Below are 17,561 nucleotides of genomic sequence, written 5' to 3'. Positions count from 1 at the left end.
CCACGGACGGGCATCCCGTGCGCGTCGCGCGCGATACACCCGTACGGAAACCCACTCGATACCCCGATTGCCGGACCCGGGAGTGGCGGAAAACCGACCCGGCGGCGACCGGTGGGATCGCTCGGGTCCACCTCTCACCGCTGCGCGGCGGCCATTGCTCGTGACGCGACCACCAGGCGGGGACCGGGTGGGGCCCGGCCCGCGATCGTGGACGGTGGATGTCTGGTGTGTCCGCGATACGGCGGGACGGAAGGACCCGGCTGTTCAACGATCGTCAAGTCGCTCGGGGCACGGTCCATATGGTGTAAAAACGCCCCCAGACCCATCCGCAAGATCTTGCCGGCTTTGCAAGCGCACTGCATCCACTGTCGCAAGTTCTGCCGCCTTCCGGCTAGGGTCGCAGCGTGAGAGCAATCCGCAGATTCACCGTGCGTACGGTTCTGCCCGCTCCGCTGGAGCCACTGGGTGAACTGGCGATGAACCTCCGCTGGTCCTGGCACGCGGAGACCCGCGACCTGTTCGAGTCGATCGATCCGGACACCTGGGCCTCGGTCGGCCGAGACCCCGTCCGCCTGCTCGGCACCGTGCCGAACGACAAACTCGGCGCCCTCGCCGACGACCGCCGCTTCCTCGCCCGACTGCGGGTGGCGGCCGAAGACCTGCACGAATACCTGACCGGACCTCGTTGGTACCAAACCCTGTCGGAGGCTGCTCCCGGCCCCGACGCGCCACCGGCGGCGATCGCGTACTTCTCGCCGGAGTACGGCATCACCGCGGCACTTCCGCAGTACAGCGGCGGTTTGGGCATCCTCGCGGGCGACCATCTGAAGGCCGCGAGCGACCTGGGTGTCCCGATCGTCGGAGTCGGCCTGATGTACCGCCACGGGTACTTCCGGCAGTCGTTGTCCCGGGACGGGTGGCAACAGGAGCGCTACCCCCTCCTGGACCCCAACGAGTTGCCACTGACGCTCCTTCGGGGTGCCGACGGTGCACCCACACGAGTGGTCATCGGACTCCCGACGGGTGAGTTGCACGCGCGGATCTGGAAGGCCCAGGTCGGTCGGGTGCCACTGCTGCTGTTGGACTCGGACATCGAGGAGAACGAGCCCGCCGAACGCGAGGTGACCGACCGGCTGTACGGCGGCACGAGCGAACACCGCTTGCATCAGGAGATGCTGCTCGGCATCGGCGGGGTACGGGCTTTGCGGGCATTTTGCGAGATCACCGGTCATCCGGCGCCCGAGGTCTTCCACACCAACGAGGGCCACGCCGGCTTCCTGGGCATCGAGCGCATCCGCGAGTTCACCCAGACCGAGGGGCTGGACTTCGACGCGGCCCTCGAAGCCGCCCGCGCGGGCACGGTGTTCACCACGCACACCCCCGTGCCGGCCGGGATCGACCGGTTCGGGCGCGATCAGATCCAGCGGCATTTCGGCGGCGACCTCGCTTGTCCGGGGGTTCCGGTGGACCGGGTCCTCGCGCTCGGCGCGGAGACCTACCCGGACGGCGATCCGGGCGTGTTCAACATGGCCGTGATGGGCCTGCGGCTCGCCCAACGGGCCAATGGCGTGAGCAAGCTGCACGGACGGGTCAGCCGGGGCATGTTCGACGGCCTGTGGCCAGGCTTCGACACCACCGAGGTACCGATTACCTCGATCACGAACGGCGTACACGCGCCCACGTGGGTGGACGCCGATGTGCTGGACCTGGCCGGCCGCGAGGCGGGCGTCGAACTCACCGAGGACCCCTCGGCGTGGGCGGCCATCGATCGGCTCTCGGCCGGCTCCTTGTGGGAGCTGCGCCGGGGGCTGCGCGCGAAGCTGGTCGCCGAGGCGCGGCTGCGGCTGCGCGCGTCCTGGAAGCAACGCGGCGCGGGCGACGCGGAATTGGGCTGGATCGAGGGCGTGCTCGATCCGGACGTGTTGACCATCGGGTTCGCCCGCCGGGTGCCCTCCTACAAGCGGCTCACCCTGATGCTGCGGGATCCGGCCAGGTTGCGCGGGATGTTGCTGCACCCGGAACGGCCGGTGCAGATCGTCATCGCGGGCAAGTCGCACCCGGCCGACGAGGGCGGCAAACGACTGATCCAGGAACTGGTGAGGTTCGCCGACCGCGAGGACGTGCGACACCGGATCGTCTTCCTGCCGGACTACGACATCGCGATGGCCCAGCACCTGTACCCCGGATGCGACGTGTGGCTGAACAACCCGCTGCGCCCGCTGGAGGCGTGTGGCACCTCGGGGATGAAGGCCGCGCTGAACGGCTGCCTGAACCTGTCCATCCTGGACGGGTGGTGGGACGAGTGGTACGACGGTTCGAACGGTTGGGCGATTCCGACCGCCGACGGGATCACCGACGTGGACCGCCGGGACGACCTCGAGGCCGGGGCTCTGTACGACCTGATCGAGAACTCGGTCGCGGCCAGGTTCTACGACCGGGGGCCCGAGGGCCTGCCCACCCGGTGGCTGGAAATGGTCCGGCACACGCTGGCCACGCTCGGCCCGAAGGTGCTCGCGGACCGGATGGTCAAGGACTACGTCGACGTGCTGTACGCGCCGGCGGCGTTGTCCGGTCGGGCGATCACCGGCGCGGCCGCGCGCGAGTTGGCGGAGTGGAAGGCGCACGTGCGGAGGTCCTGGGCGGGCGTCCGGGTCGATCACGTGGAGTCGGGCGGGATAGGGGACGCCCCCGAGGTCGGCAACACGCTGAACCTGCGGGTCTTCGTCTCCCTGGGCGAACTCGCGCCCGCCGACGTCGAGGTCCAGGTCGTGCACGGCCGGGTCGACGACGCGGACCGGATCGTGGAGAGCACGGTGGCGCCGCTCAAGGCGGGGCACCGGGACGAGCACGGTCGCCGGTTCTACGAGGGCTCGTTGGCCCTGGATCGGACCGGTCCGTTCGGCTACACCGTCCGGGTGATGCCGACCCATCCGCTGCTCGCGGGTCCGGCCGAACTGGGCCTGATCGCGGCGCCGCCGGAGAGTGAGGGCTTCGCGGAGGGCATCGCGCTGCGCTGACCGCACTCGCTCGACCGTTCGGGCCCCGCCGTCCTTGTCGACGGCGGGGCCCGAACGTGCTTTCTCCGCGGCGGTATCGCTCGGTCAGCCGTGCGGCTGGTCCGGGCGGTACGGCGGGTAGGGCTGCTGGTGTTGTCCCTGGTACGGGTGTCCCTGGTAGGGCTGTCCCTGGTGGGGCTGAGCCTGGTACGGCTGCCCGCCCTGGTACGGCGCGGGCCCGTAGCCGCCGGCCATCTGCGGCTCGGTCACGAGCGTGCGGTCCGAGTCCGGGTGGCCGTACGCGTCCTGCGCGCCGGTGCCGCCGCCGTGCCCTTTGGCCTTGCCGCTCCGGCGCGGCCACCACAGGCCCCGACCCAGGATCGCGGCGATCGCGGGCACCAGCACGATCGAGAGCAGCATCGAGGAGAGCAGGATGCCCACCGCGGTGGCGAAGCCGATCTCCGCGGTCGCGGGGCTGGCCGCCAGGCTGGCGAAGGATCCGGCCAGTACGAGACCGGCCGTGGCGATCGCGGGCGCGGTGTGCTCGACCGCCATGGCCACCGCCTTGCGGGCCGGGACCGGCTTGTCCATCTCCTCCCGCAGCCGGTCGCTCATCAGGATGTTGTAGTCGGTGCCCAGCGCGACCACGAACAGGAACAGCACCAGCGGCAGCGTGAAGGACACGCCGGGTCGGTCGAGCATGTGCTGGAAGACCAGCGTTCCGGCGCCGAGCGTGGCCACGAAGCCGAGGCCGACCGCGAGCATCAGCACGAGCGGCGCGAGCAGCGAGCGCAGCAGCAGGAACAGGATCAGCGCGATCAGGATCGCGGCGACCGGGAAGACCAGCTTGAGGTCCTTGTCCACCGCGTCCGAGACGTCGGCGAAGATGGCCGCCGTTCCGGTGATGTGCGCCTCGGCGCCGTCCGGAGTGTGCTTCGAGATGGTGCCCCGGACCGGGCCGGTGATCAACTCCCGCGCCTTCTGGGTGTCGGCCTTCGCGGCCAGGAACACATCGATCCGAGCGGCCGAACCGTCCGGGTTGAGCACCGGCTTGGCGACCTGGCCCACGCCCTCGACCTTGCCCAGCGCACCGGTCAGCCCGGTGAGCGAACGTTCGTCGAGCTTGCCGCCGGCCTTGGTCTGCACGTAGACCGTGTGCGGGTCCGACACGCCCGCCGGAAGCGAGCGGGAGATCTCGTCGGCGGTCCTGGTCGCGTTGGTGGTGGGCTGACCCTCCTGGTCGTAGCTCATCTTGACGCCCACCGCACCGGCGCCGAGCACGCCGAGCAGGACCAGGCTGCCGGCCAGGTAGCGCACCGGACGCGCGCTGACCTTCTCGCCCAGACGGGCGGCGAAGCCCGCCGGACGCTCCTTCTTCCACGCCCGGGCCGGCCAGAACATCCCGCGACCGCACACCGCGAGCAGCGCGGGCATCAGGGTCAGGCTGCCCAGCAGGCACACCAGGACCGAGACCGCGATGGCCGGGCCGAGCACCTTGAACTGACCGAAGCTCGCGATGCCCAGGGTCGCGAACGCGGCCACGATGGTCAGTGCCGCGCAGGTGATCGCGTTGCCCACCTTGCCGGCGGTGATCGCGGCGGCCTCGCGCTTGTCCTGATCGGGGTTGGCGCGCAGTTGCTCGCGGAAGCGGAACATCAGGAAGAGGAAGTAGTCGATGCCGATGCCCAGGAGCACGACGGTGATCAGGGACGGCACGGACGGGTCGAGCTTGATGTCCAGGAGCTTCGCGCTGCCGGCCACCGCGCCGGTCGCCACACCGCCGATGAACGTCACCGCGAGCAGCGGCAATATCGCGGCCAGGACACTGCGGAAGACCAATACGTTGAGCAGGACGATAAGGCCCATCGTCAAAATTCCGACGAGCGCCTGGGTGTCCTCTTCCTCGTCCAGGTTGTCGACCGTGTTCGCGATACCACCGGTGAATCCGACCCGGAATCCGGCGGCCTCGTAATCGGTCTTCGCCAGATCACGGGCGTCCCGGTAGACGTCCTGGAGACCGACGTCGTTCATATTGCCGTCCAGCGACAACGAGACCAGTTGGAACGTCCCGTCCGGGGCGACCACACCCACGGCGTAGCTCGGCGTCTGCGAGAAGTCCTTGGCGAACTGCTCGGGCTTCGCCTCGATCGGCTTCTTGGCCAGCGCGGCCGTGGTGTCGGCGATCTTCTTCTGGTCCTGCGGGCCGATCTTGGCACCGTCGGCACGGGCGACCAGCACGGTCACCGCGTTCGGGTCGGGCTTCTCGTCGAATTTCTTCTCGGCGATCTGAATGGCCGCCGCGGAGTCGTATTTCTTCGGCAGGAAGTCACCGGTCGAGGAATCGGTGACGCTGTTCATCAACGGTGTTCCGACGGCGGTCAGGGCGAGACCGAAAACCGCCCAGACGATGATGGTCATCCATCGATGACGTGTGGCGAACGCGGTTGTTCTACGGATCATTTTCCTTCTCCGCCGTCGGATCGAAACGCGGGAGCTCGATGCGGGAACTCCGGATTGGCTCAATGTCATCACGCGTACTCCCCTTCGGACATCGACCGGCGGAAGGGGAATGGACCGGGACCTCGGTCCGGGAGTACCGCACAACCAGGACTCGGGTCCGGGGGTGCGGATCGTCTGCGATGAGGTTCAGGAACAGGGTCGAAGAGGATGGAATGGGTGCATGAACCTCGTCGTCGCGCCGGGCGCTTCGGCGCCGGCGAGCAAGCCGGACCCGGAGGCGCCCGATCCCGGGCCGCCGAAGGGCCTGCTGCGGCTGGTCCGGCGCCGGGTCCGGGCCTTCCCGTGGACCCGGAACGACCTGCTGATCGCGCTCGCGTGTGTGGCGGCCGACGTCGCCGCGTACCTCACGACCGGCCACCGCGCCGGCCCGCACATGTCGGTGCTCGCGGTGCTGCTGCTCGCGGCCGGCGGTGTGCTGATGATCGTGCGACGTCGGCATCCGGTGCCGGTACTGGCCGCGGTGATCGCGGTGCAACCGGTGCCGGTGTGGGCCGCCGATCCGGCGACGCACAACTTCGGCCTGGCCCTCGCGGTCGGGCTGTACACGGTGGCCCGGTTCTGTTCGTACCGAGTCGCCGGTATCGCCGGCGCCGCGGTGCTCGCGACTCAGGTGACGCGCGACGTCCTGATCGGCTGGTCGGTGCCGTTCGCGATGCTCCCCAACCTGATGACGATCTGCCTGCTGATCGCGGTCGGCGTCGGGGTGCGCAGCCGGCAGGACCAGGTGGCGCTGAACCGACGGCTGTTGGCGGATCGCGCGGTGGCCGACGAGCGCCGGCGGATCGCGCGCGAGCTGCACGACATCGTCGCGCACCACATCACCACGATGTACCTGATGTCCGGCGGCGCGCGCTCCACCCTCGATCGCGACCCGGAGACCGCCAAGGCCGCGCTGGTGACACTGGAGTCGTCCGGCCGTACCGCGATGCGCGAGATGCGCCAACTGCTCGGTGTGCTGCGCGGCGCCGACGTCGTCGAGGAGGCGCCCTCGGCGCCGCAGCCGGGGATCGCGGAGATCGACCGGCTGATCACCGACTCGTGCGCGGCGGGTTTGCCCACCGAGTACGAGGTGCTCGGCGCGCCGCGGTCGCTGCCGCCGGCCACCGGGCTCACGCTGTACCGGGTCGTGCAGGAGGCGCTCACGAACGCGCGCAAACACGCGGGGAACGCGCGCGCCTTCGTCCGGTTGGAGTACCGACCGGATCGGGTCCTGGTGGAGATCTGCGACGACGGCGACGGCGGTGGGTCGGCGATGGTGGGCGGTGGGTACGGTCTCCTGGGTATGCGCGAGCGCGTCGCGGTGCACGGCGGGACGCTGGTGGCGGGCAGGCGCCCGGAAGGCGGCTACCGTGTGACGGCGCTGGTGCCGCTGCCGCCGGCGGAGCCTGGAGAGGACTGGAACCGAGATGAGCCTGGACGCACCCCCGATCACCGTGCTGCTGGCGGATGATCAGCCGCTCGTGCGTCGGGGTCTGGCCCTGATTCTGCGCTCGGACCCCGGCATCGAGGTGATCGGCGAGGTCGGCGACGGCGCGCAGGCCGTCGAGGCCGCACATCGGCTGCACCCGGACGTGATCCTGATGGACATCCGGATGCCCGTGCTCGACGGCGTCAAGGCCACCGCGCGGCTGTCCGAGGAACTGCCCGAGTGCCGGGTGCTCGCGCTGAGCACGTTCGACATGGACGAGTACGTGGTCGGCGCGTTGCGCGCGGGCGCGATCGGCTTCCTGCCCAAGGACGTGTCGCCCGAGGATCTGATCGCGGCGGTCTACACCGTGCACCTGGGCGAGGCCGCGGTCGCGCCACGACTGCTCACCCGGCTGATCGAGTCCTTCGTCAAGGCCCCGTCGGCCCCGCAGCCCTCGGCGACCGCCCTGCGCGACCTGACCCCGCGCGAGGTGGAGGTGCTGCGGCTGATCGCGGCCGGCCTGGACAACGCCGAGATCGCCGCGTCGATGAGCATCGGCGTCCAGACGGTCAAGAACCACGCCACGGGCCTGTTCGCCAAACTCGGCGTCCGCGACCGTGCCCAGGCCGTCGTCTTCGCCTACGAATCCGGCGTGGTCCAGGCGGGCCGGACGCCGTAGCGCCGAGCCCGGGGGCCGGTGGCGCCGGGGGGCGGCGGCACCGGCTCCGCGGGCGCGGTCGGTTCGAGTCGCGCGGTGGTCAGCGGCCGGTGAACTCGGGCTTTTCCTTGGCGATGAAGGCGCGCATGCCAATGTCGCGGTCCTCGGTGGCGAACAGCGCGGTGAACTGCAGTCGTTCCAGTTCCAGGCCGGTGTCCAGGTCGACGTCGAGGCCGCGGTCGATCGCCTCCTTCGCCGCGCGCAGCGCGTAGGCCGGGCCGTGGGCGAATCGGGCCGCCCACTTCACCGCCTCGGCGTACACGTCCTCGGCCGGGACCACCCGGTCCACCAGGCCGATCGCGAGCGCCTCGTCGGCGGCGACGAAGCGGCCGGTGAAGATCAGGTCCTTGGCCTTGGCGGGGCCGATCAGCCGGGGCAGCCGCTGGGTGCCGCCCGCGCCCGGGATGATGCCGAGGGTGATCTCCGGCTGGCCCAGCTTCGCGGTGTCGGCGCATACCCGGACGTCCGCGCACAGCGCGAGTTCGCAACCGCCGCCGAGCGCGAAGCCGGTGATCGCGGCGACCACCGGCTTGGGGATCTCGGCGACCGCGGTGAACGAGGATTGAAGCGCGGCGCCCCGGTCGGCCATGTCGACGTAGGACATGTCGGCCATCTCCTTGATGTCCGCGCCCGCCGCGAACACCTTCTCACCGCCGTACAGCACGACCGCGCGCACGTCGGCCCGCTCGCCCGCCTCCTGCGCCGCCGCCCGCAACTCCTCCTGGAGTTGCCGGTTCAGCGCGTTCATCGGCGGCCGGCTCAGCCGGATCGTGCCGACGCCGTCGGCCACTTCCAGGTTCACGAATTCGCCCATGACGCTCTCCTTCGGTCAGCCCTGATGGGTTCGACCCGACCTTAGGCGCCGGCACCGGGCGAGGCCGCGAGCGGGGCCGCCACCGCGTGGGTCGCGGCCCCGGGTCAAGCGCGTCGAGTCGGCGCTCGGGCGTCGTGGTCGTCGGAGCGGTCGTCAGTGCGTCGGCGTCGTGGTCGTCGGTGCGCCGCTGCCCGGAGTCGCGCCCGCGACCCACTTGTCCCACGGCACGTTCCAGTCGCCGAAGCCGTTGTCCGGGTCCACCACGCGCTCGTCGGAGCCGGAGATGTCCACCACGTCGCCCGGGATCACCCGGTCGTACAGCCACTTGGCGTTCTCCTTCGTCATCGAGACGCAGCCGTGGCTGGTGTTCTCGCTGCCGAAGACGCTCGGGTCGGCCCAGTAGTTGCCGTGCACGAAGGTGCCCGACGTGGTGATCCGCATCGCGAACGGCACGTCGTCGATGTCGTACTCGCTGCCCAGACCCACGGTCTGCGAGTTCATCCGGGTCTTCTCGAATTTCTCGGTGATCGCCATCTTCCCGTTCCACGTGCTGTACTTCGGCGACTTGCCGGCCGTGATCGGGATGGTCTTGATCAACTGATCGTTCTCGTACACCTTCATCGTGTGGGCCTTCACGTCCACCATCGCGATCCGCTTGGTGGCGGCCACCTTGAAGCTGTAGCTCTTGAACTGGTTGGCGATCGCGCCGTTTCCGACGTCGACCCCGCGCAGGTTCAGGTTGACCTTCACGTTCGTGCCGGGCGCCCAGTAGTCCCTGGGCCGATAGTCCACCCGGGTGTCGTCGAACCAGTGCCAGGCGCCCTCGACCTTGGGCTCGACGTCGACGGACAGCGCCTTCTCCACGGCGGCCCTGTTCCGGACCGGGTAGTCGAAGGTCAGCGACACCGGGAAGCCGACGCCGACGGTGGCGCCGTCCTCGGGGCTGAACCTCGCGGTGACCTTCTTGTCGGCGGACACCGTGCTGAACGTCGCGCGCGCGGTGGTGGGTGTGTTGTCGGCGTTGGTGGCGGTCGCGTCGACCGTGTACTTGCCGCCGAGGGTGAAGGCGACCTTGGGCTTCCAGGTCTTGCCGTCCGGGTCGAGCGTGCCGTCGACCGGCTCGTTCCGCGCGTTGACGACCTTGACCTGGCCGAGCCTGCCCCCGTTGACCGCGATCGTGATCGGGGCCTGCGGGTCGATCGCGGTCGCGCCGTCGGCCGGGGTCAGCGTGATCGCCGCCGGATCGGCGCCCTTCTTCTGGTCGCCCTTGGCGGTCGCGGTGTTCCCGCCGTCGGTCTTCCTGCCGCCGTCACCGCCGTCGTCGGAGCAGCCCGACACGAGCAGGAGCACGCCGAGTATCAGTGCGGGCACCACGCGCCATCGGGCCCCGGACCGCCTCGACGAGAGCGGCTTCGATCCTGCTGACATGTACGGGTAGTCCCTTCATCCGGGGCCGAGCCGCGGCCCGGCCGGAGCCGAGAGCCACATCCCACAACCCATTCGACGAATCGAACATCCACCGCGGTTCCGAATTCCCGGTCATGAACGGGCAAATGCGGTGATCAAGGCCATCCTCCCGGACGATCGGCGTCGCTCTCGCGTCGCCCGCCCGCGCCGACGTCCCTCACCGGGCCCGACGATCGGCCTCGACCAACTCGCGGACCAGCGCCGGATCCGGGTATCCGGGCCCCTCGGCGTCGCCGGCGGGCAACCGACGGATGATCAATTCGTACCCCCGTACGAGGGAACGGGTCGGAGGTTGGGGCAGGACCGTGACGATCCGCTGGAGATCCGTACCCTCGGCGGCCTCCAGCAACCACTCCCACGTGTCACCCGGCGAGCCGGCTCCGTCCGCGCCGCGATCCAGGTGCAGCACGGTGTGCGCGCCCTCCAGCACGGCGCCCAGTCGCAGCGGGTCGGACAGGTCGCCGACCGAGACGCGCAGGCCGGCCGCGCGCAGCGCGCCGACCGCGCCCGGATCCCGGACGGTGACCCGCACCTCGGCCCCCGAGGCGGCGAGTTCGAACGCGACGGCGCGACCGAGGGGCTGGTCGGCTCCGGTGACGACGACAGGCATGCCGGCAACCTAACTCAAACCCGGTATTCGTGAAGCTCGCGTGAAGACGGGAGTGCGCGCCCCCCGATGGGGGCCCACGCGACGACTTGAGGCGCTCTTCCGCGCTCGGCCGGTAGGGAACTGCGCTGCGGTCACTCACCGTTCATCGACAAAGCCATGAAATTCGGCCAGAATGGCCGAAATTCTACGCCGAATCGGTGGAAATCCTGGTGAGATCGCAACCCTCCGTACCGGCGCTCGTTGGGGTTTCGGGGCTCCCATGTCACTCTCCCGAGCGAAGCCGGGCCGGATGACTGGATTTGTTGTCACTGTTTGCGACAGCTTGGTCACACGAAGTCGTCTCCGGGGTCGGATCGTTCGCCCTCCGCGACGGCCCGTGCACCACCTGATGCCGTACCTGATGACGCCCGGGCCCTGCCCGGATCCGCGATACACGGAGGATCCCCATGAACCGTAAGCTCGGCACCCTCGCCGTAGCTCCCCTCGCCGCCGGCCTGCTCTTCCTGGGCGCGGGTGCCGCCGCCGCGGACGGCGGCAACGGCACCGTCGGCGACAACGGCTCGAACGCGTCGACCACGACCTCCACCACCACCAACAGTGGCAGCGGGAACGTGCTCGGCGGTGTCGACGGCAACTACAACGCCACGCAGCAGAGCGCGACCGGCGCGGGTGCCTCGAACCAGAACAACACCGCGGGCGTGAACGGCAACTCGGGCGTCGTGGTGATCGACCAGGACAACGCCAACATCGCCGAGACCTCGACCGCGATCCACCACTGGCACCCCTGGTTCTGAGCAGACCCGATCGGCCGCCCCGACCCGGCCGATCGTTGCCCGCCGCGGCGGCATCCCTCGGGGGATGCCGCCGCGGCGGCTTACACGCATGGGTGCGTGGGCGTGTAGGCGTGGGGGCACGGCGGGAACATCCTGGGGAGCGGGATGGGGAGGCGGGCCGTGACGCTCGAGTGGGAATCGACGGACCCCGGGGTCGACGCGCGTGGCGCGCTCGGCGGTTTCGCCACGGCCAACGGCCACGTGCCGCCGCCCTGGCCGGGCCGCCGGTTGCCGCTGGGCGCGCGCTTCGACGGTGCGGGCACCAACTTCGCGCTGTGGGCGGGCGACGCCGACGCGGTCGAGCTGTGCCTGTTCGAGGACGGCCCGGACGGGACGGCGCGCGAGACCCGGTTGCCGCTGCGCGAGCAGACCTTCCGGGTGTGGCACGGCTACGTGCCCGGCGTGCGGCCGGGCCAGCGCTACGGCTACCGCGTACACGGACGCTGGGAGCCCGGCCGCGGCGCCCGGTGGAATCCGGCCAAGTTGCTCCTGGACCCGTACGCGCGGGCGGTGGACGGCGACTTCGCGCTGCACGACGCGGTGTTCGGGCACGTGCGCGGCCGGGACGACACGGTGCGCGACGATCGCGACTCGGCCGCGTACGTACCCAAGTCGGTGGTCGTCGCGGACGACGCCGACTGGTCGCAGGATCGCCGGCCGAAGATTCCGTGGGCCGAGAGTGTCATCTACGAACTGCACGTCAAGGGCTTCACCGCGCGCCACCCGCGCGTCCCGGACCACCTGCGCGGCACCTACGCGGGCCTGGCCCATCCGGCCGCGATCGACCACCTGGTCCGGCTCGGGGTGACCGCAGTCGAGCTGTTGCCGGTGCACCAGTTCGTGTCCGAGGAACACCTGTTGCGCGGTGGGCGGACCAACCACTGGGGCTACAACACGGTGGGCTTCTTCGCGCCGCACGCCGGCTACAGTTCGGCGGGCGGGCGCGGTGGCCAGGTGCACGAGTTCCGGGACATGGTGCACGCGCTGCACGCGGCCGGGCTCGAGGTGATCCTGGACGTGGTCTACAACCACACCGGCGAGGGCGGCCCGGCCGGACCCACACTGTGCTTTCGCGGCATCGACAACGCCGGCTACTACCGGATGGCCGACGACGGCCGGCACTACACCGACTACACCGGGTGCGGGAACACGCTCAACGTGGTCCAGCCGCACGTGCTCCAGCTGATCACCGACTCGCTGCGCTACTGGGTGACCGAGATGGGCGTGGACGGCTTCCGCTTCGACCTGGCCGCGGCCCTCGCCCGCTCGCTGCACGACGTGGACCGGCTGTCCTCGTTCCTGACCGTGATTTCCCAGGACCCGGTGTTGTCCCGGGTGAAGTTGATCGCCGAGCCGTGGGACCTGGGCGCGGGCGGCTACCAGGTGGGCGCGTTCCCGCCGCTGTGGACCGAGTGGAACGACCAGTATCGGGACGCGGTCCGAGACTTCTGGCGAGGTGCCCGCCCGGACGTGCGTGGACTGGCGTACCGGCTGTCCGGCTCGTCCGACCTGTACCAGCGCGACGGCCGCAACCCGTACGCCTCGATCAACTTCGTCACCGCGCACGACGGCTTCACGATGCGCGACCTGGTCACCTACGAGCGCAAGCGCAACGAGGCGAACGGCGAGGACAACCGCGACGGCACCGACAACAACCGGTCCTGGAACCACGGCTACGAGGGCGAGACGTCGGACTCGAACGTGGTGTCGCTGCGCAAGCGGCAGATCCGCAATCTGATGACCACCCTGCTGCTGTCCACCGGCGTCCCGATGATCACCTCGGGCGACGAGATGGGCCGCACCCAGGCGGGCAACAACAACGCCTACTGCCAGGACAACGAGATGTCCTGGCTGGACTGGTCGGCGCTGGACTCGCCGGAGTGGCGTCCGCTGCTCGACCTGACCGCCCGGCTGATCCGCCTGCGGCGCGCGCATCCGGTGTTGTGTCGGCGGGCCTTCTACTCGGGCCGCCCGGTCGCGCCGGACGGGCTGCGCGATCTCGCCTGGTTCACTCCCGGCGGGCGGGAGATGACCCGCAAGGACTGGTTCGCGCCGACCGCGACGCTGGGTATGTACCTGTCCGGCCTGGACATCGACCGCCGGGGACCGCGCGGCGAACGCATCGTGGACGACAGCTTCCTGTTCATCCTGCACGCGTCCTCGCAGCCGATGCGGTTCACGCTGCCGGACGAGCCGTGGGCGCACAGCTACGAGGTGGTCCTGGACACGGCGCTGGAGGGCGACCCGATGGCGCGGTACAGCGAGCCGGTCGCGGGGGGCAGCGGACTGCGACTGGCGGGGCGGTCGGCCATGTTGTTGCGGGTCGAGCACGCGGTGTGGGCACCCACGTAGCGGGGCGCGAGCGCGGGCGCGGGTCCCGGGTGAACCCGCCGTACGCTCACGTAGGGTGGTGGTACTCACTCGGCAGCCGCCCGTTCGGTATCTGCTCGCCCGGCATCTCCTCGAAGCGAAGGACCGCGCACCATGACGTCCCCGACGCCGATCCTGGTCACCGCCCCGAACTTCCGTGACGCGGGTGGGCATGCCACCGCGGACGGCCGCAAGGTGCGCACGGGGCTCGTGTACCGCTCCGACGGCCTCGGCGAGGTGGACACCGCGGACGCCGCGACGCTGCTGCGGCTGGGCATCGGCCTGGTGATCGACCTGCGTTCGGACACCGAGCGCGACCGCGAGCCGGACCGGGTGCCGCAGGGCGCGGAGCTGTTGATCGCGGACGTGATGGGGCGGCAGAACGACGAGCTGTTCGGCGAGGTGTTCGCCGACCCGGATCGCGCGGGCGAACTGCTCGGCGGCACCGCCGGGCGCGAGCTGATGTGCGAGGTGTACCGACGGTTCGTGACCACCGAGGGCGCCCGGGCCGCCTACCGCGAGGTGTTCGCGCGGATGGCGGCCGTCGACGTGCCGACGGTGTTCCACTGCTCGCAGGGCAAGGACCGCACCGGGTGGACCTCGGCGGTGCTGCTCACCCTGCTCGGGGTGCCCCGGGCGACCGTGTTCGAGGACTACCTGGCCAGCACCGAGCACCTCAAGGACAAGAACGGCGAGATCCTGCGGCACATCGCCGAGCGCGGCTTTGACCCCGCGCATCTCAAGCCGGTCTTCGATGTGCACGAGGACTACCTGAACACGGCGTTCTCTACGGCGGAGGAGCTGTACGGGTCGGTCGAGGGCTATGTGCGGGACGGCCTGGGGGTGACCGACGCGCAGGTCGCGCGGTTGCGTGAGCGGTTGTCGACGGACTGAGGTCTTCGACGGACCGGGCATCCGCCTGCGCGCCGGGGGTGGGCCGGATCGGTCGCCACCCCCGGCGACGGGTGGGGTCAGCCGCGCGGCGGGCCCCACGGGGGCGGCGGGGGCTGGTGGTATCCGGGCTGCTGCCGCCAGGCCGGGTGTTGTTGCGAGTGGGGCCCCTGCGGCGGGGTGGGCGGGAACGGCCCCTGTTGGAAGAGGCCCTGCGGCTGCGGAGCCTGCTGCCACGGGTTGGCCTGGCTCGGGAACGGCGGCATCGGCGGCATGATCGGATCGGGCCTGCGGGTGGGGTGCGGTCCGCCGCGGAAGGTGACGCCGTAGCGGCTGCGAACCCGGCGGATCTCCCACAACGACATGACGGTGATGGTGACCGGGCCACCCAGCGTGCCGACCAGCCGCACGCCGACCGGCAGCGCGCCCTTGCCGCCGTCGTCGCCGAGGTCGATCAGCGCGCCACACCACGACAGCCAGGGCGCGATCACCGCGGGCAGCAGCGGGTGCCCGTCCACGGCGCGGAACAGGTGTTGCGGGATCGCGCGCACGGCGAGGATCCAAAAGCGCAGCACCCACAGCGACACGGCCAGGCCGAGCGCCGTGATGAAGAAAGAGGCCACGCTGGCGCCGGCGTTGACCCCCTTGGACCCGTACGCCAGCGCGGTCAGGCCGCCGAGCGTGGCCACCGAGACGAGCACGAACAGCGCGAGCGAACGCAGCGGCAACATCAGGCTCTTGCGCGTCTCGGTGCGTACGTCCGAGCGGGTCAGGGCGACGATGATGGCCACCGCGATCGGGCACGCGATGATCGCGACGAACACGGACGCGACGAAGCTGGTCATCAGGCCCTGGGCGGCGTCCTCGCCGCCGCCGTAGGTGGCCGCGATCCACACCAGCACGCCCAGGCCGAGCCAGGACCGGATCACGCGCACCCGCTCCAGGGTCACGTCGCGCCCGATCAGCCGGTAGTCGGGCACGAAGTAGCGCTCGGCGACCCGCTTGGGCAGCGGAATCCAACCGAAGGCGAACATCGGCTTCCGGTCTACCCCGGGGGATCCGGGCGGGTGGAAGGACTGCGTCACAAGTGCGCCTTTCTGGACGACGCGCCCCCGTACAGGCGCCGACACGCCCCGATGGTAGGGGGTGTCGGCATCGCCCAGAGCCTGTACCACGACCCGCAACGCGTCCACGATCGGCCGGCTTTCCCTCGCCGAACCACCCGCCGGCGCCATGATCAGGCCGAACGCCAGGCCCTCGCCGAGGAGTTGCCCACCGATCCCGCCGCACCGGGGATGACGCCCGAATGTGGGCGCCTCAGGCTCGTTATTTCCTCATTTCCTCGACCAGTCCCTTTGTGGGAGTTCGGCGCGGCCCTGGGGGGTTTCGGGGTTGGCGCGCAGGAGGATAGCGGTGGGGGTGACGTTCTTGGGGAGGTCGAACCAGAGGTCCTCGACCAGGGTGTCGGAGGCGCCGAGGGTGAACTCGCGGAGTTGGCGCTTGATCTCCATCGATTCCAGGTCCATGGCCAGTTGGGTGCCGTCGGGCAGGACCAGGCGCTGCTCCAGGTTGGCGATCTGCACCGTGGCCAGCGAGTTGTTGGCGATGGAGACCTTGACCCGGCACAACCGGCCCTGGGCGAAGTGTTCGGCGTGGGTGCCGGTGATCCACTCGATGCCGCAGGTGAGCCCCTGAGCGGTGAGCGTGGCCGGACCGCTGAGCACGGCCGGCGCCTTGACCGGTATCTCCCCCTCGCGCATCGTCATCTTCAGCGGCTTGTCCTGCTCCGGCCAGTACAACGCCGCCACGCCCGCGGCTGCCGCCGCGCCGAGCATCAGCCCGAGTACGAACCCGATCGAGATCCACTGCCGGATCCGCCGCCGCACCCAGAGGTGCCCGACCACCTCGCCGCGTAACTCCCCGACCTTGCGTCCCACCACACCCATCCGTCGCCCCCATCACCAGACCGGAGCCCGCATCGTATGGGCGTGCTCGGGGGTGTGACGAGGGTGGCGGTGGGTCGGGTGTGATCGATCAGGGTCGCGGCGGGGCGGGTGGTGCGGGGGCGGGTGGGGTGGTGAACCGGAGCCCGCATCGTGTGGGGGTGTGCTCGGGGGCCTGACGCGCGAGTGGGGTGGGGGTGGGGGCGGGTTTTTCGGTCGGGGCGGTGGGTTGGAGCCCGCGTCGTGGCGCCGTGTTCGGGGGCCGGCGAGGGTGGCGGTGGGTCAGGTGTGATCGATCAGGGTCGCGGCGGCGCGGGCGATGGCGGAGTCGAGTGGGGCGAGCGGGGTGGGGATCGGGTTCTCGGTCGGGGCGATGTACCAGACCAGCGGGCCGCTCTCGCCGCGCGCGGGCGGGAAGGTGACCCAGGCGCCCAGGCCGTGTCGGCTCGGGCCGCGCTGGTCGCGCAGGCGCGTGCGGGCCGGGGAGGTGATCGGGACCAGGAAGCCCATCTTGGCGCAGCGCCGGTCGTGGATCACCGGGCCGACCCGAACTCCCGCCGCGCGCAACTGCTTCACCGCCTCGCGCCCCAGCCGCGCGTCGACCTCGATCACGTCGAAGGTCTGGCCGGCGGCGACCAGGCGTGGAGCGTACGGGTTGCCGGTCGGGTCGGACGAGTGGTTCGGCGAGTCGTTCATGGGACTGCACCTTCATCGGGTCGTGGCGGACCCCCGCGGCTCCATCCCAACGCGCCGAACCCGATCACGCGGGCCACACTCACGAGTTGATGCGGTTCCGTCACCTGTTCGGCCCACCCGCGGCCGAAACCGCGCAACCGGACGCGGGAAGCGGGTGGGTGAACGGCCGCGGGGGGGGGGGGGGGGGGGCCCGGCCCGCCCCCCCCCCCCCCCGGGGGCCCAGGCGCCGCGGGGGGGGGGGGGGGGGGGGGGGGGGGGCGGGGGGGGGATTGGGAGCGGGCGGGCGCGCCGGGCG

Annotated in this window: 13 protein-coding genes; 6 read left to right on the top strand and 7 right to left on the bottom strand. The window is 70.7% G+C overall.

The genetic code is table 11. The features are described from left to right. The first annotated feature begins 404 nt into the window (after positions 1-404). Entirely contained in the window at positions 405-3,017 is a 2,613-nt protein-coding gene (glgP, locus tag ACIBSV_RS45690; protein ID WP_395873445.1) for an alpha-glucan family phosphorylase, read from the top strand. An 84-nt stretch (positions 3,018-3,101) separates the two neighbouring features. Here the strand turns inward: glgP and ACIBSV_RS45685 are convergent, their stop codons facing one another. Next, the gene (locus ACIBSV_RS45685; protein ID WP_395873444.1) at positions 3,102-5,414 is read right to left on the bottom strand and encodes an MMPL family transporter; all 2,313 of its coding nucleotides are present in this window, start codon (positions 5,412-5,414) and stop codon (positions 3,102-3,104) included. Positions 5,415-5,676: 262 nt separating this feature from the next. Between ACIBSV_RS45685 and ACIBSV_RS45680 the strand changes: the two genes are divergently transcribed. Beyond that, the gene (locus tag ACIBSV_RS45680; RefSeq protein ID WP_395873443.1) at positions 5,677-6,966 is read left to right on the top strand and encodes a sensor histidine kinase; all 1,290 of its coding nucleotides are present in this window, start codon (positions 5,677-5,679) and stop codon (positions 6,964-6,966) included. Next, the gene (locus ACIBSV_RS45675) at positions 6,923-7,603 is read left to right on the top strand and encodes a response regulator (RefSeq protein ID WP_395873442.1); all 681 of its coding nucleotides are present in this window, start codon (positions 6,923-6,925) and stop codon (positions 7,601-7,603) included. The genes ACIBSV_RS45680 and ACIBSV_RS45675 overlap by 44 nt, the downstream gene beginning before the upstream one ends. 79 nt (positions 7,604-7,682) lie before the next feature. Here ACIBSV_RS45675 and ACIBSV_RS45670 read toward each other — a convergent pair whose 3' ends face one another. From ACIBSV_RS45670 to ACIBSV_RS45660, 3 genes are all read right to left on the bottom strand, one after another. Further along, positions 7,683-8,456, bottom strand: coding sequence for an enoyl-CoA hydratase/isomerase family protein (locus ACIBSV_RS45670; RefSeq protein WP_395873441.1), 774 nt, complete (start codon positions 8,454-8,456; stop codon positions 7,683-7,685). Positions 8,457-8,609: 153 nt separating this feature from the next. Next, the gene (locus ACIBSV_RS45665; protein WP_395873440.1) at positions 8,610-9,827 is read right to left on the bottom strand and encodes an Ig-like domain-containing protein; all 1,218 of its coding nucleotides are present in this window, start codon (positions 9,825-9,827) and stop codon (positions 8,610-8,612) included. Between the two features lie 253 nt (positions 9,828-10,080). Then, positions 10,081-10,533, bottom strand: coding sequence for an NAD(P)H-binding protein (locus ACIBSV_RS45660; protein WP_395873439.1), 453 nt, complete (start codon positions 10,531-10,533; stop codon positions 10,081-10,083). Positions 10,534-10,979: 446 nt separating this feature from the next. Here ACIBSV_RS45660 and ACIBSV_RS45655 point away from each other — a divergent pair, with 446 nt between their 5' ends. The 3 genes from ACIBSV_RS45655 to ACIBSV_RS45645 all read left to right on the top strand — a co-directional run bounded on the left by ACIBSV_RS45655 (position 10,980) and on the right by ACIBSV_RS45645 (position 14,630). Next, positions 10,980-11,327 carry a hypothetical protein gene (locus ACIBSV_RS45655; RefSeq protein WP_395873438.1) on the top strand — a complete coding sequence of 116 codons (348 nt, stop codon included), beginning with the start codon at positions 10,980-10,982 and terminating at the stop codon, positions 11,325-11,327. A 144-nt stretch (positions 11,328-11,471) separates the two neighbouring features. Beyond that, complete coding sequence (gene glgX / locus ACIBSV_RS45650; RefSeq protein ID WP_395873437.1) at positions 11,472-13,718, top strand: glycogen debranching protein GlgX; 2,247 nt, start codon at positions 11,472-11,474, stop codon at positions 13,716-13,718. Positions 13,719-13,850: 132 nt separating this feature from the next. Continuing rightward, entirely contained in the window at positions 13,851-14,630 is a 780-nt protein-coding gene (locus ACIBSV_RS45645) for a tyrosine-protein phosphatase (RefSeq protein WP_395873436.1), read from the top strand. A 77-nt stretch (positions 14,631-14,707) separates the two neighbouring features. On the opposite strand, the gene ACIBSV_RS45640 is transcribed toward ACIBSV_RS45645, so the two are convergent. From ACIBSV_RS45640 to ACIBSV_RS45630, 3 genes are all read right to left on the bottom strand, one after another. After that, the gene (locus tag ACIBSV_RS45640; RefSeq protein WP_395873434.1) at positions 14,708-15,661 is read right to left on the bottom strand and encodes a hypothetical protein; all 954 of its coding nucleotides are present in this window, start codon (positions 15,659-15,661) and stop codon (positions 14,708-14,710) included. A gap of 300 nt (positions 15,662-15,961) precedes the next feature. Further along, positions 15,962-16,573 (bottom strand): hypothetical protein, encoded by a 612-nt coding sequence (locus tag ACIBSV_RS45635; protein WP_395873433.1) that lies wholly within the window; start codon positions 16,571-16,573, stop codon positions 15,962-15,964. A gap of 279 nt (positions 16,574-16,852) precedes the next feature. Then, complete coding sequence (locus ACIBSV_RS45630; RefSeq protein ID WP_395873432.1) at positions 16,853-17,266, bottom strand: hypothetical protein; 414 nt, start codon at positions 17,264-17,266, stop codon at positions 16,853-16,855. Between the last annotated feature and the right edge of the window lie 295 nt (positions 17,267-17,561).

It is taken from the genome of Embleya sp. NPDC050154 (assembly GCF_044460165.1).
GTDB lineage: Bacteria > Actinomycetota > Actinomycetes > Streptomycetales > Streptomycetaceae > Embleya.
This window is presented reverse-complemented; position numbering and strand designations above follow the sequence as displayed.